The 19,837-nt window shown below is 31.2% G+C and carries 15 protein-coding genes; all 15 read left to right on the top strand.

Annotated elements, in window-relative coordinates; translation table 11 throughout:
- Positions 1 to 68 precede the first annotated feature (68 nt).
- The 15 genes from KGF52_RS11985 to KGF52_RS11915 all read left to right on the top strand — a co-directional run bounded on the left by KGF52_RS11985 (position 69) and on the right by KGF52_RS11915 (position 19,509).
- The gene (locus KGF52_RS11985) at positions 69 to 1,430 is read left to right on the top strand and encodes a uracil-xanthine permease family protein (protein WP_227840343.1); all 1,362 of its coding nucleotides are present in this window, start codon (positions 69 to 71) and stop codon (positions 1,428 to 1,430) included.
- Positions 1,431 to 1,502: 72 nt separating this feature from the next.
- Entirely contained in the window at positions 1,503 to 2,897 is a 1,395-nt protein-coding gene (locus tag KGF52_RS11980) for an amidohydrolase (RefSeq protein ID WP_227840342.1), read from the top strand.
- Between the two features lie 61 nt (positions 2,898 to 2,958).
- Positions 2,959 to 3,429 carry a (2Fe-2S)-binding protein gene (locus KGF52_RS11975; RefSeq protein ID WP_227434737.1) on the top strand — a complete coding sequence of 157 codons (471 nt, stop codon included), beginning with the start codon at positions 2,959 to 2,961 and terminating at the stop codon, positions 3,427 to 3,429.
- Between the two features lie 2 nt (positions 3,430 to 3,431).
- Positions 3,432 to 5,648 (top strand): xanthine dehydrogenase family protein molybdopterin-binding subunit, encoded by a 2,217-nt coding sequence (locus KGF52_RS11970; protein WP_227840341.1) that lies wholly within the window; start codon positions 3,432 to 3,434, stop codon positions 5,646 to 5,648.
- A gap of 94 nt (positions 5,649 to 5,742) precedes the next feature.
- Positions 5,743 to 6,414, top strand: coding sequence for a flavodoxin family protein (locus KGF52_RS11965; RefSeq protein ID WP_003424384.1), 672 nt, complete (start codon positions 5,743 to 5,745; stop codon positions 6,412 to 6,414).
- Positions 6,415 to 6,806: 392 nt separating this feature from the next.
- On the top strand, positions 6,807 to 8,021 hold the full coding sequence (dpaL, locus tag KGF52_RS11960; protein ID WP_227829395.1) for a diaminopropionate ammonia-lyase: 1,215 nt from the start codon (positions 6,807 to 6,809) through the stop codon (positions 8,019 to 8,021).
- Positions 8,022 to 8,159: 138 nt separating this feature from the next.
- A complete protein-coding gene (locus tag KGF52_RS11955) occupies positions 8,160 to 9,347 on the top strand; it encodes a YgeY family selenium metabolism-linked hydrolase (RefSeq protein WP_227829394.1) in 1,188 nt (395 codons plus the stop codon).
- Between the two features lie 139 nt (positions 9,348 to 9,486).
- On the top strand, positions 9,487 to 10,857 hold the full coding sequence (gene hydA / locus KGF52_RS11950; RefSeq protein ID WP_227840340.1) for a dihydropyrimidinase: 1,371 nt from the start codon (positions 9,487 to 9,489) through the stop codon (positions 10,855 to 10,857).
- Between the two features lie 17 nt (positions 10,858 to 10,874).
- Complete coding sequence (locus tag KGF52_RS11945) at positions 10,875 to 12,281, top strand: amidohydrolase (protein ID WP_227829392.1); 1,407 nt, start codon at positions 10,875 to 10,877, stop codon at positions 12,279 to 12,281.
- 78 nt (positions 12,282 to 12,359) lie between these two features.
- Positions 12,360 to 12,806, top strand: a complete 447-nt coding sequence (locus KGF52_RS11940; protein WP_227829391.1) for a (2Fe-2S)-binding protein — start codon at positions 12,360 to 12,362, stop codon at positions 12,804 to 12,806.
- Positions 12,807 to 12,845: 39 nt separating this feature from the next.
- Entirely contained in the window at positions 12,846 to 13,640 is a 795-nt protein-coding gene (locus KGF52_RS11935; protein ID WP_227829390.1) for an FAD binding domain-containing protein, read from the top strand.
- Entirely contained in the window at positions 13,630 to 15,921 is a 2,292-nt protein-coding gene (locus KGF52_RS11930; RefSeq protein WP_227840339.1) for a molybdopterin cofactor-binding domain-containing protein, read from the top strand. Before KGF52_RS11935 ends, KGF52_RS11930 begins: the two co-directional genes overlap by 11 nt.
- A 34-nt stretch (positions 15,922 to 15,955) precedes the next feature.
- On the top strand, positions 15,956 to 17,269 hold the full coding sequence (locus KGF52_RS11925) for an amidohydrolase family protein (protein ID WP_227829388.1): 1,314 nt from the start codon (positions 15,956 to 15,958) through the stop codon (positions 17,267 to 17,269).
- A gap of 35 nt (positions 17,270 to 17,304) precedes the next feature.
- Positions 17,305 to 18,390 carry a dihydroorotate dehydrogenase gene (locus tag KGF52_RS11920; RefSeq protein ID WP_227840338.1) on the top strand — a complete coding sequence of 362 codons (1,086 nt, stop codon included), beginning with the start codon at positions 17,305 to 17,307 and terminating at the stop codon, positions 18,388 to 18,390.
- 249 nt (positions 18,391 to 18,639) lie between these two features.
- Entirely contained in the window at positions 18,640 to 19,509 is an 870-nt protein-coding gene (locus KGF52_RS11915; RefSeq protein ID WP_227840337.1) for a hypothetical protein, read from the top strand.
- Positions 19,510 to 19,837 lie beyond the last annotated feature (328 nt).

Here is a 19,837-nt window from a genome sequence, read left to right as displayed (position 1 = left end):
AAAAATATTTATAGAAAATAATTATAAAATATTTAGTCAAGATATTTATGTATGGGAGGATTTATTTTATGAAAACACGTAATACTTCAAAATATGATGTGGATGGGATACCACCACTAAAGGAATCGGTACCTTTAGCTTTACAACATTTGTTAGCAATGATAGTAGGAAATATGGTGCCTGCAATATTAATAGCAAACGTGGTAGGACTTAACCAGGGGCAAGCGACGATGTTGATTCAAGGTTCTATGTTAGCAGCAGGTTTGGCAACGTTTTTACAATTATATCCAATACCTTTATTTAAAGGATTTAAATTAGGTTCAAGATTACCTGTAATGATGGGAATGAGTTATGTATTTTTAGGAGCTTGTCTTTCTGTAGCAGCTAAAGATGGCTTAGCAGCTTTATTTGGAGCACAAATTGCTGCAGGGGTAATCGTATTCTTTGTAGGCTTTGCAGTTAAGAAAATTAGACATATATTCACTTCTATAGTTTCTGGAACTATAATAGCATGTATGGGACTTGGATTATTTGCAACAGCTATAAAGAATTTAGCAGGAGGAGAAGGTGCACAAACGTTTGGAAGTCCAATAAATTTTATAGTAGGAGTTATAGTTGCTTTTGTAATAATAATGATAAATAAGTATGGTAAAGGCTTAGTTAAAAACTCTTCAATATTAATTGGGATATTAGTAGGATATGCTATATCTTTAGTTTTAGGATTAGTTGATTTTTCTGCAGTTAAAGGTGCAGCTATAGTATCTTTACCAACACCAGCGGCTTTTGGATTGGAATTTAGACCAGAGTTAATAGTAATGTTTACTATTATTTACATAATAGGTATAGCTGATATGATGGGTGCGTGTACAATAGCAACAATAGGTGCAATGGACAGAGAGGTAACTGATGAAGAGTTATCATCAGTTGTTTTAGGAAACTCTGTAACTTCTATAATTTCATCACTATTTGCAGCTCTTCCAACTGGAGTATTCAGCCAAAACACAGTAATTGTATCTATGAATAAAGTTACAAGTAGATTCGTAATAGCATTAGGAGCACTTGTATTATTACTAGCAGGAATATCTCCAGCATTAGGAGCAATAATGACAACTATACCATCTTGTGTTGTTGGTGGAGCAACTTTAGTAGTATTTTCATCAATAGCGATGTCTGGTTTCTCTATTATGAGTATGGATGGTTTTACTGAAGAAAACAATCTTATAGCAGGAGTATCTATAGCAACAAGCATGGGTCTTACAACTGCTCCACAAGTTTTAGACCAATTTCCAGCGACAATTGGAACTGTTCTAGGAGGCTCAAGTATAGTTTCTGGAGCAATAATAGCTATATTACTTCAAACACTATTTAAACTAAAAGGAAGTAAGAAATCTGAAAACGTTACTTCAAATCTTGAGGAAAATATTGGATAAATGTATTAGATATGATATGAGAAAGCTATGTGATAAAATGTTGTAATGAAAGTATTAAAAGGGGGATTTAAGATGATTGATATACTAATAAAGAATGCAATAGTTGTTACAGTTAATAAAAATAGAGAAGTTATATTTGATGGAGCAATAGCTATTCAAGGTGACAGAATCTTAGATATAGGAAATACAGCTGATGTTGAGGTGAAGTATCCTGACGTTAAAAAAGTTATAGATGCTAAAGGAAAAGTGATATTCCCTGGATTTATAAACACTCATAATCATTTATTCCAAGTATTATTAAAAGGTCTAGGAGACGACATGGCACTTCATGAATGGTTAAACACAATGATGTTTCCATCAGCAAAATTCTTAACAGAACAAGATACTTATGATGCTGCAATGCTTGGATGTATGGAAGGTTTAAAAAGTGGTATAACTACAATGGTTGATTATATGCATACACATAATAGACCAGGACTTACAGATGGAATAGTAAAAGCATATAAAGACTTAGGTATAAGAGGAGTAGTGGGTAGAGGCTGTATAGATTTAGGTATTCACAAAGAGCTTATAGAAGACGTGGAAACGGTTGAAAAAGATTTGAGAAGAGTATTTGAAAAATATCATAATTCAGAAAATGGAAGAATAAAAATTTGTGTAGCACCTTCTTCAATGTGGGCTATATCTGAAGAAATGGGTAAAATGCTTTGGAATATAGTCAAAGAGTATGATTCATACTTCACAGTTCATATTTCTGAAACTGAATTTGCAAGAACAGCAACAAAAGATATACATGGGGAAATAGATATAAAATTACTTGAAAAATGGGGAATAGTAGGCCCAGAAGTTGTAGCAGTGCATTGTGTATGTATAACTGATGAGGACATGGAAATGCTTAAAAAGTACGATATAAAAGTTTCTCATAATGTTGCAAGTAATATGTATCTTGCTTCTGGAGTTGCACCTGTTCCAGAGATGTTAAAGAAGGGGATAAATGTAAGCTTAGGTCTTGATGGTGCAGCAAGTAACAATGCACAAGATATGGTAGAGCTTATGAAATTAACAGCTTTGCAACATAAAGTAAACAACTGCGACCCTCTTGCAATTTCTGCAGAAAAAGTTCTTGAAATGGCCACAATTGAGGGGGCAAGAACTCTTAGAATGGAGGATGAAATAGGTTCTTTAGAGGTAGGAAAAAAAGCTGATTTAGTAATATTTAACTCAATGCTTTCTCCAAAATCAATACCTCTTCACAATCCTGTATCGACTTTGGTATACTCAGCTAGTATGCACAATGTAGAAAGTGTTTTAGTTGATGGAAATATAATACTTGAAAATGGTAGAGTAACTACAATTGAAAGTGAAGAACAAGTCTTATTGAATGCTCAGCATGCAGCAGAAGAATTATGTAAGAGAGCTAATGTAACTAATAGAATGGAAGGACATAAGTGGAATAGCTTATACTAATATGAAAATAAGCTTGTAATAATATTCTATTACAACATTAGTTTATCTGTAGGAGGAGAAAATGGAAAAAATAAAATTAAATATTAATGATTACATGTATGAAGTAGAAGTTGAAAAGAATGAAACTCTTTTGCATGTACTTCGTGAAAAATTAAATCTAACTGGAGCGAAACAAGGTTGTAATAGTGGCAGTTGTGGAGCATGTAAAGTTTTGATAGATGGAGTAGATATAAAATCTTGTAAACTTCTTGCAAGGAACTGTGAAGATAAAGTTATATACACTATAGAAAGTTTTGCTAATGGAGAAAATCTTCATCCGATACAAGAAGCTTTTATAGAAGTTGGAGCTGTACAATGTGGATATTGTACTCCTGGCATGATTATAACTACGCAAGCTCTTTTAAATAGAAATTCATCGCCTAGTGAAGATGAAATTAGAGAGGCTTTTAAAGAAAATCTCTGTAGATGCACAGGATATATAAAAATTATAGAAGCTGTAAAATTATCTGCAGCTAGATTAGGAGGTAGATAGTTATGGAAAAAATCATAGGAAAATCATACCCTCTAAAAGATGCAGCTTTAAAAGTTACTGGTCAAATGAAGTATGTAGCGGACATGAAACCGCAAAATGCACTTCATGCTAAAATGCTTTTAAGTCCTGTAGCACATGCAAAAATAAAAAGTATAGATACAAGTGAAGCTGAGAAAATCGTTGGAGTTAGAGCCATAGCTACTCATCTTAATACATCACAGAGAAAATATAATGGCTCTTTACGATTTTATGAACATAATATACCTGAAAATGAAGTTATTTTTTCAGATACAGTTAGATTTGTAGGTGACCGTGTAGCAGCAGTTGCAGCAGAGACACCAGAAATAGCAGAAAAAGCTGTAAAACTTATAAAAGTGGAATATGAAGAATTACCAGCTGTATTTACTATACAAGATGCAATAAAAGAAGATGCTATATGTATACATGGAGATTCAAACATGGTTTCTCAAAATAATATAAATGGTGGAGATGTAGAAAAAGGTTTTAAAGAATGTGACTACATCTTTGAAGACGAATACTCTACTCCTGCTATACATCATAGTGCAATAGAAACTCACAGTGTAATTGCACATTATGATTATAATGATAAATTAATTGTACATACACCTTGCCAAAACACATTTGGTTTCAGAATAATATTATCTCAAATCTTTGGGATGTCATTAAATAAGATAAGAGTTATAAGACCTGCTATTGGAGGTTCATTTGGTGGAAAACTAGAAATGACAATTGAGCCAGTAGCAGCAGCATTGTCAAAAATGACGAGAAGACCAGTCAAAATGGTTCTTACAAGAAAAGAGTCTATGATATCAACAAGAACTCGTCATGGGTCTTTTGTAAAACTAAAAACTGGTGTAAATAAAGATGGAGAAGTAATAGCACAGGAGATAAAAATATATACAAATACAGGTGCATATGCATCAAGTGCTTTAAATGTTATAGGCGCACTTAGCCATAAAGTGTTTAAAGTCTATAAAATACCAAATATAAAATTTACTGGAATACCAGTATATACAAATACACCAATAGCAGGAGCCATGAGAGGTTATGGTTCACCTCAAATATTTATGGCTCAACAAGCTCAATTTGCAAAAATAGCTAAGAAAATAGGTATGGACTTAGTTGATTTTCAAAATAAGAATGCTGTAGAGCCAGATGATGTTGATATAATCTTCCACGGTTCTCTTGGAAATCCTAGAGTTCTTGACTGTATTGAACAAGGTAAAAAAATGTTTAAATGGGATGAGAAGAAAGCTCTTCCAAAAGAAGAAGGAAATTATTTAAGGGGTATAGGTATGGCAATAGGTGCACATGGTAATGGAGTTTTTGGTGCACATAGAGATGTTGTCACATTGACTCTTAAATTAAATGAAGATGGCACATTAACACTACTTACAGGAGCACATGATATGGGTAATGGTGTTGTAACTATGCAAACAATGATGGTAGCTGAAGTTTTGGGAATAACTCCTGATAAAGTTGATACTTTTGAAACAGACACTGATGCATGTACATTTAATCTTGGAGATTATGCAAGTAGAGGTGTATTTGTAGAAGGTGGAGGAGCTAAAAAGACAGCAGAAAAATTAAAGAATTTAATACTGGAAGAAGCAGAAAAATTACTTGAAACTTCAAAAGAAGAGTTATATCTAGATAATGGATATGTAATCAGTAAACTCGATGAAAATATTAAAGCATCATTATCTGATGTTGCAGTATATAGTCAAAGTAAGTCTTTGAGAGAATTGACAGTTGTTGAGGATTATTCTTCTCCAGCAGGTCTTACTTCTTATGGTGTACATTTTGTTGAAGTTTTAGTAGATAAAGAAACTAAAGATGTAAAAGTAGTCGATTTTGTAGCCGTACATGATGTTGGTAGAGTTATAAATCCTCTAAATTTAGAAGGTCAATTAGAAGGCGGAATTCATATGGGGTTAGGTTATGCATTAAGTGAAGAGTTAGCCTTTGATGAGCAAGGAAGACCTAAAGTTACTGATTTTAAAAATTATAAATTATTTAGAACTGTCGATATGCCAAAGTGTCAAGTTGCATTTGTAAATAGTTATGAAAAAGCTGGACCATTTGGTGGTAAGAGTATTGGTGAATGTGCTGTTGTACCAGTTGCACCTGCTGTGGCAAATGCAGTATATGATGCAACTAATGTAGAGATACATTCATTGCCAATAAAATTAAAATAATGAAGCTTAAAATAAAAATTTAAATTTAAAATAAAACTCTATTAAAATTATAGAAAGCAATAAAAATAGATTTATTTGATGAGGAGATATTGTTATGGCAAAGATATTAGGTATTTGTGGAAGTCCACGTAAAGGAGCAACAGAATATGCAGTATTAGAAGCTTTGAAAGAAGCTGAAACTATACCTGGTATAGAGACTGAGTACTGGTCAGTTAGAGGAAAAAAAATAAGTCCTTGTGTACATTGTGATGCATGTATAAGAAAAGAAACTATGTGTATCATAAAAGATGACATACAAGAATTAGAGCAAAAAATATTAGAAGCGGATGGAATTATAGTGGGTTCTCCAGTGTATGATATGAATATAACTGCTCAACTTACAGCAGTATTTAATAGACTTCGTCCTATGTATTTAGTTCATCCAGGAAAGCTTCAAAATAAAGTTGGAGCAGCTATAACTACTGGTGGAACTAGATATGGTGGTCAAGAATTAACAAAACTTCCTATAATAAATTTCTTCTTAATGCATGAAATGTTAGTATCTGGAGGATTAGGTGGATGCTATATAGGCGGTACAATATGGAGTAAAGATGGAAAAGCAAAAGGAGCTCAAGAAGACGAAACAGGTATGGACACAGTGAAAAGACTTGGAAAAGGTGCTGCAGAAGCAGTAATGGTTTCTAAGTTTGGTCTTGAAAAATGGAATGTTGTAAAAGAAGAATTAGATGTTAAAAAAGATGAAAAATCGCCTCTTAGAGACCATTAAGAAGCATTTACTTCTTCAAAAAATAAGTTGAATTTTTACTATTGGCTCAATAAAAAATAGTGATGTAATAAAATATTACATCACTATTTTTTGCCTCTTATTAAATGCTTTATAGATTTCTATGTCAAAAAATACATAAGGAATACGTTTTAAGTATTAATTTTTAAATTTTAAAAATGAGAATTAAAAAGTGAGAAGATAAAAAAGGTTTTTTTATTATCAAATTCTATATACATTGGATAATCCAATAGATAAAGGTAAAAAAAGTTGAAAGTATTGCAAATTCTATGCTAAATAGCTATAGAAAAATATTCGATATATGTTAAGTGTTGGCATGTTAATTGCTAATATATAGAGTATAAAAATTTAACAATAATTTGGAGGTATTTTAGATGCTAAAAGAAATTAAATGGAAAGTAAACAATCTGCCAAAGGGCGATAAGGAAAATTGTATCAAATTTTTAAATGAAGAAGAAATAACTAAGGTTAGAAACTTCCATAAAAGCTTTCCTCAATATAAAGAAACTCCATTAGCAAACCTAGAAGGTTTAGCAAAAAAATTAGGTGTTGCAGGAGTATATGTAAAGGATGAATCTTACAGATTTGGATTAAATGCATTTAAAGTTTTGGGTGGCTCTTACTCTATGGGTAAATACTTAGCTCAAAGATTAGATACAGATATATCAGAGTTAGGATATGAAAAATTAATTTCAAAAGAAATAAAAGAACAATTAGGAGAAATAACTTTCTTTACAGCTACAGATGGAAATCATGGTAGGGGAGTTGCTTGGACAGCTAATAAATTAGGTCAGAAATCTGTTGTATTAATGCCAAAAGGTTCTTCTGAATTTAGATTAAATAAAATCAAGGGAGAAGGTGCAGATGCTAGTATAACAGACCTAAATTATGATGATGCAGTAAGATTAGCTAATGATTATGCAGAAGCTGATGACCATGGTGTAATGGTTCAAGATACAGCATGGGACGGATATGAAGAAATACCAGCATGGATAATGCAAGGATATGGAACTATGGCTCAAGAAGCTATAGAACAATTAAAAGAATATGGAGTAGATAGACCAACACATGTATTTGTGCAAGCAGGAGTTGGTTCACTTGCTGGTGCAGTTCAAGGATATGTTGCTTCAATATATGACGAATGCCCGATAACAGTAGTAGTAGAAGCTGATGAGGCAGATTGTTACTATAAATCAGCAGAAGCAGGAGATGGAAAACCAAGATTTGTAGGTGGAGATATGCCAACTATAATGGCAGGTCTTGCTTGTGGAGAACCAAATACTATAGGATTTGAAGTATTAAAAAATCATGCAGCAGCATTTGTTTCAGCACCAGACTGGGTTTCTGCTAAAGGTATGAGAACATTGGGAAATCCTTTAAATGGTGATGAAAAAGTAATCTCTGGAGAATCTGGAGCGGTTACAACTGGTCTTTTAATAGCAGCTATGGAAAGAGAAGATTTAGCTGACTTAAGAAGAGATTTAAAGTTAGATGAAAATTCAAGAATACTTTTAATAAGTACAGAAGGAGATACTGACCCTGATAAATACAGAAGTATAGTTTGGGATGGAGAGTATCCAAGTATATAGACGATTATTAAAATATTATATTCATCAAATAACAATTTACATATTAAAAATATATATAAGTTCTAAAATTTAGAAATTATATAAATTATAAAGACTTAAATTAAAATATATATTTATAAAATCTAGGGGGATAACGAAATGCTAAATGAACAAAGAAAACAAGAAGTAACTGAGATATGTCAAAAATTAATCCAAAATCCTAGTTCTTCTGGAAATGAAGAAGGGGTTGTAAAAGCAATAGAAGAATCTTTTGAAAAATTAGGTTTTGATAGCTGGTCAAGAGATAGATATGGAAATATAGTGGGATGCATAAAAGGAAATAGACCAGGTAAAAAGATATTATTTGATGGTCATATAGACACAGTTCCAGTTCCAGATGCAAGTAAATGGAGTGTTCCTCCTTTTGAAGGAAAAATCGTAGATGGAAAGATATATGGTAGAGGAACTTCTGATATGAAAGGTCAGTATACTGCAATGATGTCTGCTGTAGCGTATTTTGCTAAAGACACTAATAAAGATTTTGCTGGAGAACTATATGTAGCAGGAGTTGTTCATGAAGAAATATTTGAAGGAGTTTCAGCTAGAGAAATAAGTAAAGCTGTTAAACCTGATTATGTTGTAATAGGAGAATCTTCAGAATTAAACTTAAAGATTGGTCAAAGAGGTAGAGGAGAAATAGTTGTAGAGACTTTTGGTAAACCAGCTCACTCTGCTAATCCAGAAAAAGGTGTAAATGCAGTTTATAAAATGGCTAACGTAATTCAAAAAATACAACAATTAGTACCTCCAACTCATCCAGTGTTAGGTGATGGAATATTAGTTTTAACAGACATAAAATCTTCTCCATATCCAGGAGCATCAGTAGTGCCAGATTACTGTAAAGCTACTTTTGATAGAAGATTATTGGTTGGAGAAACAAGAGAAGGAGTACTAGCTCCAATACAAGCATTATTAGATGAAATGATGAAAGAAGACTCAGAATTAAATGCAAAAGTTTCTTATGCATCTGAAAAAGCTGACTGTTATACAGGAAATACTATAGAAAGTGAAAGATTCTTCCCAGGTTGGTTATATGATGAAAATGATGAATTTGTTCAAGCAGCATACAAAGGATTAAAAGAAGCTGGAATAGATTCAGAAATAACTCAATACTCATTCTGTACAAATGGAAGCCATTATGCAGGTGAGGCTGGAATAAAAACTATAGGATTTGGTCCTTCTAAAGAAAATCTTGCTCATACAATAGATGAGTACATAGAACAAGAACAATTATTTATAGGAACAGAAGGTTACTATGGAATATTAAAATCTGTATATGGAAAATAATATTTAGTTCACAATAAATTATTTAAATATAGTCTAGAGGTGCTAAATATAGCACCTTTGGCAAACATAAATTTATGTAAATAATATAAAATTAAAATACTAAGAGAATTTACTAGAGCTTAAAAGTTAGGAGGTATATATGGGAACAATACTAAGAGGTGGAACTATAATTACCTCTGATAAAACTTATATAAGTGATTTAAGAATAGAAGATGAAAAGATAATTGAAATAGGAAATAATTTAGAAATAAATAATGATAAAGTAATTGATGCTACAGGGAGACTTATAATTCCTGGAGGTATAGATACACATACTCACTTTGATATGAATGCAGGCTCTATAACTACTGCTGATAACTTTAAAACAGGAACAAGAGCGGCTATAGCTGGAGGGACTACTACTATACTAGATTTTGCAGAATCAAGTGAAGGAGAAAATCTAATACAGGGTATAAAAACATATCATAAAAAAGCAAGTGGAAATTGTTATTGTGACTATGGGTTTCACATGACAATCACATGCTTAGATAAAGATACATTTACGCACATGGAAAAGCTTATTTCAGATGGAATAGTATCCTTTAAAATGTATATGGCATATGAAGGTATGAAAGTAGATGATGGAACAATATACAAAGTGCTAAAGGAAGCTAAAAAACTAGGTTGTATAGTTGAATTTCATTGTGAGAATGGAGATTTATTGGATGCATTAATAGAAGAACGTTTACAAAATGGAGATTTAGAACCTAAATATCATCCACTTACAAGACCAAACATAGTTGAGAAAGAGGCTGTTTCAAGACTTGCTGATATAACTGAATTGTCAAACTCAAAATCATATGTAGTTCACCTAAGTTGTAAAGAGTCACTAGAAGTTGTAAAGATAGCTAGACAAAAAAGTGTAGATATGATAGTAGAAACATGTCCGCAATATCTATTATTAGAAGACAGTTTATACAATAAGGATGAGTTTGAGGCAGCTAAATATGTAATGTCTCCTCCACTTAGAAAAAAAGAAGATATAGATTTTCTTTGGAAAGGCTTGTCTGAGGGCGATATTCAGACCGTGGGTACAGACCATTGTTCATTTAATTTTAAAGGTCAAAAAGATTTGGGAATTGATAATTTTAGTAAAATACCAAATGGAGCACCAGGTGTTGAACATAGGTTATCTCTTTTATATACATATGGGGTTTTGGAAAATAGAATAAGTGTAAATAAATTTGTAGAAGTTACTTCCACAAATGCTGCTAAAATATTTGGGATGTATCCTAAAAAAGGTGAAATAGCTGTAGGAAGTGATGCAGATATAGTGATTTTAAATACAGATAAAGAAGAAATAATCAGTTATAAGAATCAAAAACAAAATGTAGATTATACTCCATATGAGGGAGTTAAGGTCAAATGTAAAGTTGAAGATGTTTTTTTAAGAGGAAAGCATATAGTACAAAGTTGTAATATCGTGGAGCAACCAACAGGTCAATATATTAAAAGAAAAATTACTAAATAATGCGGGGGGAAATAAGAATGATAGATATACTTATTAAGAATGCCATAATAGTAACTGTAAACAAAGAGAGAGAAGTTATTTTTGATGGGGCATTAGTAGTAAAAGATAACAAGATTGCAGATATTGGGAATTCTAAAGAAATAGAAAGTAAGTACACTGATGTTAAAAAGGTAATAGATGCTAAAGGCAAAGTCCTATTCCCAGGTTTTATAAATACACATAATCATTTATTCCAAACTTTATTAAAAGGGTTAGGAGATGATATGGTACTTAAAGATTGGCTAGAAACTATGACATTTCCAGCAGCCAATTATTTAGAGCCAAAGGACACTTATGATGCTGCAATGCTTGGCTGTGTGGAAGGTCTTAGAAGTGGTATAACAACAATGGTTGACTATATGTACCCTCACAGTAAACAAGGTCTTTGTGATGGAATAATAGATGCTTATAAAGAATTAGGAATAAGAGGAATACTTGGAAGAGGATGTATGAATACAGGTGCTCAATTTGGAGTTCATCCTGGAATAATGCAAGATGTAGAAACGGTTGAAAAAGATGTAAGAAGATTGTTTGAAAAACACCACAATACAGAGAATGGAAGAATCAAAATAGGAGTAGCTCCAGCAGCAATATGGTCAAATTCTCAAGAAATGCTTGAGATGCTATGGAGAGTAGTAAAAGAATATGATGATGCTTTATTTACAGTACATATATCAGAAACTCCTTTTGATAGAGAAGCAGCAAAAGAATTGCATGGGCAATATGACATAGATGTTTTAAAGAAATTAGGAATACTTGGACCAAATGTGCTTATGGTACATTGTGTATATTTAACTGAAGAGGATATGGAACTTACTAAAAAATATGACATGAAGGTATCTCATAACACAGCAAGTAATATGTATTTATCTTCAGGAGTTGCACCAGTACCAGAAATGCTTAAAAAAGGAATAACAGTTAGCTTAGGCGTAGATGGAGCTGCTAGCAATAACTCTCAAGATATGCTTGAACTTATGAAATTAACAGCACTTCAACATAAAGTTAATAAATGTGACCCATTAGCAATGTCAGCAGAAAAAGTTCTTGAACTAGCGACTATAGATGGAGCAAGAGCTATTGGAATGGAAGATGAGATAGGTTCATTAGAGATTGGTAAAAAAGCAGATTTACTAATATTTAATCCAATGCTTTCACCAAAAGCAATACCTATGCATAATCCGGTGTCTACATTAGTATATTCTTCTAGCATGAAAAATATAGAGAGTGTTATAGTGGATGGAAATATAATAATGGAAGACTCAAAAATATTAACAACTAATGAAGAAAAAGTATTAAAAGATGCTCAAGATACAGCTGAGAGACTTTGTGTAAGAGGAGCTATAAAGAATAGAATGGAAGGTCATAAATGGAATAACCTTTATTAATAAATATAATATTATTCTTAAATAAATTAAGTGTAGTATAGACTTTAACTTAAAAATATTAGTTTTGAGGTGATTTATTTGATTATCAAATGTACCATAAATAATAAAGAAAAAGAATTGAATATAAGACCAGATGATTTTTTAGCAGATACATTAAGGGAAAATGGATATGTAAGTGTTAAAAAAGGATGTGATACTGGCTCATGTGGTCTATGTACAGTAATGGTAAATGACAAAGCTGTGTTGTCTTGTAATTATCTTACTGCTAGAGTAGAGGGACAACGTATTACAACACTTGAAGGCGTAGTAGATGAAGCTAAGAAATTTGGGGATTTTCTTGCGGATGAAGGAGCTGACCAATGTGGATTTTGTGCTCCTGGATTTATAATGATGGTTTTAGCAATGAAAAGAGAACTTCAAAATCCAACAGAAGAAGAAGTTATAGATTATGTAAATGGAAATCTTTGTAGATGTACAGGATATAAAGGTCAACTAAGAGCAATACATAAATATTTGAACACTTAAACTTTTTAAGTGAAAATTAAATTGATATGGGGAGAGAATATGATAACTATAAAGGAATATGTAGTTCCAAAAAGTTTAGATGAAGCTTATGAACTGCTAATATCAAGAAAAAACAACATAATACTTGGAGGCTGCGGATTTTTAAAACTAGGTAGCAAAAATATTGGTTCAGCAATAGATTTAAAAGACCTAGGTTTAGATTATATAAATGAAACTGAGGATAGTATATTAATTGGAGCAGATACAAGTTTAAGAACTTTAGAATTAAATAAGGTTATTAAAAATTACTGTAGTGGAGTAATTTCAAACGCTGTTTCTAATATAGTAGGAGTTCAATTTAGAAGTGGAGCTAGAGTGGGAGCTAGCGTATTTGCTAAGTATGGATTTTCAGATTTAATACCTTCATTACTAGTAGTAGATGCAAAGGTTAAGTTATATAAAAAAGGGGTTATGAATTTAGCTGACTTTTTAGAAAGTGAGCTTGAAAAAGATATATTAATAGAAATTATATTACCTAAAAAAGATGCTATAGGTGTATTTGATTCAATAAGAAAATGTACAGGTGATTTTGCAGTATTAAATGGGGCAATGTTAAAAGAAGGAAATTCTTATAAAATTGCAATAGGAGCTAGACCAAGAAGAGCAAAGATTGCCTACAAAGCAAGTGAAGTGCTAAGTTTAGAAAATGATGCAGACAAAGCTGGAGATATATCAAGTGAAGAACTTTCATTTGGAAGTAACATAAGAGGAAGTAAAGAGTATAGACAAGATATGGCAAAAGCATTAGTTGTTAGAATGTATAATAGTATTGGGGGTGAGTTTAATGGTAAATAAAGAAGTAAGAAAAATAGATAGTGAAGCCATTGTTACTGGTAAGCCAATATATACTGAAGATTTAATTTTTCATAGAGATGTTTTGACTGTTAAACTTCTTAGAAGCCCACATGCTTTTGCAAAAATAAAAAATATTGATGTAAAAAATGCATTAAAAGTAAAAGGTGTAGTAGATATATTTACTTACAAAGATGTACCAAATTATAGATATTCAATGGTAGGAGAATCATATCCAGAAGCATCACCTCATGACCAATTAATACTTGAAGATATAGTGAGATATGTAGGAGATGAAGTTGCTATAATAGCGGCTGAAGATGAAAGAGCAGCTATTAAAGCAATGAAACTCATAAAAGTTGAATATGAAGTAATGACACCAATATTAGATGCAAGAGAATCAGAAGGTAATAAAATTTTAATACATGAAGAAGATGACTTATTTTGTCCATTTGATTTTGGATTAGATGCTACAAAAAATATAGTATCAAGAGAGAAAATGGGTAAAGGTGATGTAGAAAAAGAGTTTAAAGAGTGTGATGTAATAGTAGAAGAATCTTATATGACTCAATCACAAGCACATTGTATGATGGAAACTCATAGAGCTTACACGTATATAGACACTAATGGTAGACTAGTAGTAACTTCTGCAAATCAATCAGCTTATCATATGAGAAGACAGGTTTCTAGAGCATTAGGAATACCTCTTTCAAAGGTGAGAGTAATAAAACCAAGGATAGGTGGAGGTTTTGGTGGAAAAAATATAGCTGTAACAGAGATATATGCATCATTTGTAACTTGGATGACGAAAAGACCAGCAAAACTTATATATACTAGAGAAGAAACTTTTGCAATGACTAACACTAGACATCAGATGTTCTTTGACATAAAGATTGGAGCAGATAAAGAAGGAAATATAAAAGCTATAGATATGAAAGCATTAAACAATACAGGTGCTTATGGTGACAATGGACCTTCAGTTTGTTCCGAGTCAGGGCATAATGTACTTCCAACATATAATAATGTACCTGCAATAAAGTTTGATGGAAGAACTGTATATACTAACTTGGTTCCAGGGGGAGCGTTGAGAGGATACGGAGCAACTCAGGGGACATTTGCACTTGATTGTGCAATAGACGAATTAGCACATAAACTTAATATGGACCCAACAGAAATAAAGTTGAAGAATATTATAAAAAAGCAAACTGAAGGCGGAATAATGAATTTTCCAATAAGAAGTTGTGCACTTGATGAATGTATAATTAGAGGTAAAAAGCTAATTGGATGGGATGAAAAATACCCTGTTATAGACATTGGAAATAATAAAGTAAGAGCTGTTGGAATGTCAGTTGGAACTCATGGTTCTGGTATAGCTAATATAGATATGGCAATAGTCAATATGAGAATGGATGAGGATGGAACTTACAAGTTATTTTCTGGGTCTTCAGATTTAGGAACTGGTTCTGATACAATACTTGCACAAATTGCTGCCAAGACATTAAATACATCTATTGATAGAATTTCCGTTTATACAGGAGATACAGATATGTGTCCATATGATACTGGTGCATATGCTTCTTGTACTACTTATGTAACTGGAAATGCTACAATAAAATCTGCTGAAAGTTTGAAACAAAAGATATTAAAAGTGGCTCAGAAAAAATTAGACTTACCAATAGATGATTTAATATTATATGAAGATAGAGTTTGTCATAGTGAGGACGTAGAAAAATTTGTTTTATTAAGTGAATTAGGAAGAGAATCTGTTGGTGGTGGAAATCAAGATGTTTTATATTCATCTGAATCTTATGGTATAAAAGAGAGTGCAAAACCATTCTTAGCAGGTTTTGCAGAGATTGAACTAGATAAAACAACAGGTGAGTTTAAAGTGATAAACTATGCTTGTTCAACTGATTGTGGTACAGTTATGAATCCTGCACTTGCCAGAATACAAGTTGAAGGAGGAGTAACTCAAGGTATAGGGCTTGCAATGTATGAAGACCCTAGACATGGTTCTGATGGGAAACTTCAGACTTCTAATTTGTTACAATATAAAGTTCCAACAAAAAAGGATATAGGAAATATATTAGTAGACTTTGTGGATAATTATGAACCAACAGGACCATATGGAGCAAAATCTTTAGGAGAAATAGTTATTCATACACCAGCACCAGCAATAGCAAATGCAATTTTTAATGCAGTGGGTGTGAATATAAGAGAACTTCCTATAACTTCTGAAAAGGTTTATATGGCTATGAAGAAACTAAATCAGGGAGGTAAATAAATCTATGAAGAAACTAAATCAGGGAGGTAAATAAATGGTTGCTATAAAAAGTAAATACTTAATATCTTCTGCTGATGAAATATATACAAATTATGCCGTTGTAATAGAAAATGACATTATAAAAGATATATTGCCAAATGAAGAAGTTGAATTAAAATATAAAGATATTACAGAGATAATAAATAAATCAGATGCTATAGTAATGCCAGGCTTTATCAATGGGCATATGCATCAATATGGAGTGCTTTCTAGAGGAATACCAGCAAATGTACATTTTACTGATTTCGAAGGATTTTTAAATGACTATTGGTGGCCATTTATAGAAAATAGAATAGGATTAAAGGAAGTAAAAGCCACAACTAAAGCGTCTGCAATAGAACTTATAGAATCTGGTGTAGTAGCATTTTGTGACACGCTAGAAGCTCCAAATACAGAAAAAGGAACTTTAATTGAGCAAGGTAAGATACTAGAAGAAATAGGAATGAAAGCAGTTTTATCTCTAGAAAGTTGTGAAAGAATAAGTTATGAAAATGGATTAAGATGTTTAGATGAAAATTCTAATTTAATAAAATGGAGCAGAGAAAACAGTAAATTAATAAATGGAATAATGTGTACACATACTAGTTTTACATGTTCAGATAAATTTATCAAAAAAGCTAAAGAAGATGCAAGAAAATTAGATGCACCAATGCAATTCCATTTATGTGAGAGTATATATGAACCAAACTACTCTAAAAAACACTTTAATAAAAAAGCAGTTGATTACTACAATGATTTAGATATATTAGATGAGACTGTATTAGCATCTCAATGTGTAAAAGTAGATGATGAAGAGATAGACATATTAAAGGAGAAAGGTGTAAAGGTAGTTCACATGCCTCTTAGTAACTGTGAAGTAGGTGGCGGTTTTTCTCCAGTTCCAAGAATGATTAAAAAAGGCATAAAAGTAGCATTAGGTACAGATGGATATATAAATGATTTTTTTGAAGTTATGAGAGGTGCGTTTTTAATGCATAAATCAGTTGAAGAAGATGCGTCTGTAATGCCAGCAAGTTTAGTATTTAAGATGGCAACAGAACATGGTGCTTATGCATTAGGGCTTCAAAAATCAGGAAAAATAACAGTTGGTAATAAAGCAGATATAGTAGTTATGGAAGATGAATTTAAAACTCCTGTAACACTTGATAATATATTTGACCAGATAGTAGTGCAAGGTAAAAAAGAATTTATATCGAATGTATACATAGATGGTAAACATATTTTAAAAGAAAAACAATTAGTTGACTTAGATAAAAAAGCCATTGTTAAAGAAATGAAAGATGTTGCCTGTGAATTCTGGAAGTTTTAATAAATGTAAATAAATATGAAAAGGGGAAGTAAATAATGTATAATTTTTTAGGGAAAGAATTAAAATCACCTTTTATAATAGGTTCAGGTCCGTTGACATATAGTGCAGCTGGATGTAAGATACTAAGTGATGCAGGAGCAGGGGCAGTTGTTACTAAGACAATAAGAAAAGAAAGAGCTATAAATCCAGCACCTCATATGGTGAGAAATACAGCCAATGCTCTTTTAAATAATGAGAAATGGACAGATTTTGAACCAGAGCAATGGATAGATTTTGAAATACCACAAATGAAAAAAGATGGAACTGTATGTATAGCTTCAGTAGGTCATACAATAGAAGAAAGTAGTGAACTAGTAGAAAAGGTTGCAAATGCAGGAGCTGATTTTATCGAGTTGGTATCTTATGACTATAGAGATTTAATACCAATGCTTAAAGATGCGAAAGAGAGAGTGAATATACCAGTAATAGTTAAACTTCCTCCTATGATAGATGAAATAGGGGCTTTTGCTAAAAAATTAGAAGAAGCAGGAGCAGATGCAATAACTGCTTGTGATTCTGTAGGACCAGCACTTAGAATAGATATAGAAAATGGTCAACCTTTATTAGGTGGAAATGGAATTGGATATTTAAGTGGAGAAACTATTAAACCAATAACTCTACAAAGAATATATGAAATAAAAAAAGAAGTAAATATACCTATAATTGGATTAGGTGGATGTGTAAGTGGAGATGATGCTTTAGAGATGATTATGGCAGGTGCTGACTTTGTTGGTATATGCTCAGTAGTAATATTAAAAGGAGCTCAAGTAATAGCTAAAATACACAATGACCTAAATTCTAATCTTGAAAGACTAGGATATAAAACTATAGAAAATGCTTGTGGGATAGTACATAAGCATATGGGAGAGGTAAATGAAAGACTTAGTTTTGAATTTACTTATGATGAAGAAAAATGTACTAAATGTAAGATGTGTGAAAGAGTGTGTGCATATCAAGCTAGAAAATTAAATGATAAGATGGAATTGAATGAAGATGAATGTAGATATTGTGGTCTTTGCATATCAGTATGTAAACCAAAAGCACTTGGAAGAAAAATTTCATGTCCAGAATTAAATGCATAAGATATTTTATAAAAAATATAATTTTAAAAGATAAAAATTTAGATACAAATAAAGGATACCATATTAAAGTGGTATCCTTTTGTTTGTAATTATTATTTTTAGATTTATATCTATATTAATTATTTTTTATAGTAATTATACATAATAATTTTATTAATTAAATTTATGATAACTATTTTAGATATATATGTTAACATTGTATAGCATTTGTATAAGATGTTATAATAATTAATAGGGATGGTGATGTAAGTGGAAGATAAAATTTTAGAATTATTACATATTATAAATAAAGATGTGGTTAGCATGAAAAATGATATGTCAGAAGTAAAACAAGAAGTAAGTATAATGAAAGAAGAAATAAGTGAAGTAAAACAAGAAATATGCATAATGAAAAATGACATGTCAGAAGTAAGACAAGAAGTAAGTGTAATGAAAGAAGAAATGAGTGAAGTAAAACAAGAAGTAAGTGTAATGAAGAAAGAAATGAATGAAGTAAAACAAGAAGTAAGTGTAATGAAGAAAGAAATGAGTGAAGTAAAGCAAGAAGTAAGTGTAATGAAAGAAGAAATGAGCGAAGTAAAACAAGAAGTAAATCTGATAAAGAAAGAAATAAATGAAGTAAAACAAGAAGTAAGTGTAATGAAGAAAGAAATGAGTGAAGTAAAACAAGAAGTAAGTATGATGAAGAAAGAAATGAATGAAGTAAAACAAGAAGTAAATGTAGTGAAAGATAATTTGCATGAAGTTAAATTAGAAATGAACTCTATGAAAAATCAAATAAGTAAAGCAAGTAAAGATATAAGTGAAATTAAAGCAGAAAGTATTATAGTTAATGAAAAACTATATGAAATAGATGTTAAAGTAGATGCCTTAGAATCTGAAGGAAAATCAATTAAAGAACAACAAATTGAACAAAATAGTATTTTAGGAAGTTTATTACATAACTCTGAAATAAATAAAGCTACTCATGATAATATGGAACATAGTATAGCACATATAAAAGGTGATACAAACGCCGTAAAAGAAGATGTTTCCGAAATAAGAAGAGATTTAAGTTTAGTAGAATTAGCTACCAGCAAAAATTGGAGCGATATTGTAAAACTAAAATCAGCTAGATAATCTTTTAATTACATTAACTTATCATCCATAAAAGTATAAACTTTCATATACAAATAGATGCTTATATAATCTTACTATTTATTATAAATTTTAGAAATTAAAATAAAAATTTGAGAAAAGATCACTTGAAAAATACTTTTGGTCTTTTTTTTATGTAATTATAAAAATATCATAAAAATAAAATTTAAAATTTGCTTAATAAAAAATTAAAAAAAAGTGGAAAAAAGAAATTTTTTAAAAGTAAATGTTAAAAAAATTTTTTATATGAAAACATGGGAATAAAAATTGCCAAATAAAAAAAATAAACAGCTGTATCTAATACACATCT

Source organism: Clostridioides sp. ZZV15-6597 (assembly GCF_020657815.1).
GTDB lineage: Bacteria > Bacillota > Clostridia > Peptostreptococcales > Peptostreptococcaceae > Clostridioides.
The sequence above is the reverse complement of the archived record's forward strand: the minus strand, read 5'-3'. Positions and strand labels throughout refer to the sequence as shown.

Bases quoted from the DNA above. Each gene is read 5' to 3' on its own strand.
- KGF52_RS11985 (WP_227840343.1), top strand. From the start codon at position 69: ATGAAAACACGTAATACTTCAAAATATGATGTGGATGGGATACCACCA.
- KGF52_RS11980 (WP_227840342.1), top strand. From the start codon at position 1,503: ATGATTGATATACTAATAAAGAATGCAATAGTTGTTACAGTTAATAAA.
- KGF52_RS11975 (WP_227434737.1), top strand. From the start codon at position 2,959: ATGGAAAAAATAAAATTAAATATTAATGATTACATGTATGAAGTAGAA.
- KGF52_RS11970 (WP_227840341.1), top strand. From the start codon at position 3,432: ATGGAAAAAATCATAGGAAAATCATACCCTCTAAAAGATGCAGCTTTA.
- KGF52_RS11965 (WP_003424384.1), top strand. From the start codon at position 5,743: ATGGCAAAGATATTAGGTATTTGTGGAAGTCCACGTAAAGGAGCAACA.
- dpaL (WP_227829395.1), top strand. From the start codon at position 6,807: ATGCTAAAAGAAATTAAATGGAAAGTAAACAATCTGCCAAAGGGCGAT.
- KGF52_RS11955 (WP_227829394.1), top strand. From the start codon at position 8,160: ATGCTAAATGAACAAAGAAAACAAGAAGTAACTGAGATATGTCAAAAA.
- hydA (WP_227840340.1), top strand. From the start codon at position 9,487: ATGGGAACAATACTAAGAGGTGGAACTATAATTACCTCTGATAAAACT.
- KGF52_RS11945 (WP_227829392.1), top strand. From the start codon at position 10,875: ATGATAGATATACTTATTAAGAATGCCATAATAGTAACTGTAAACAAA.
- KGF52_RS11935 (WP_227829390.1), top strand. From the start codon at position 12,846: ATGATAACTATAAAGGAATATGTAGTTCCAAAAAGTTTAGATGAAGCT.
- KGF52_RS11930 (WP_227840339.1), top strand. From the start codon at position 13,630: ATGGTAAATAAAGAAGTAAGAAAAATAGATAGTGAAGCCATTGTTACT.
- KGF52_RS11925 (WP_227829388.1), top strand. From the start codon at position 15,956: ATGGTTGCTATAAAAAGTAAATACTTAATATCTTCTGCTGATGAAATA.
- KGF52_RS11920 (WP_227840338.1), top strand. From the start codon at position 17,305: ATGTATAATTTTTTAGGGAAAGAATTAAAATCACCTTTTATAATAGGT.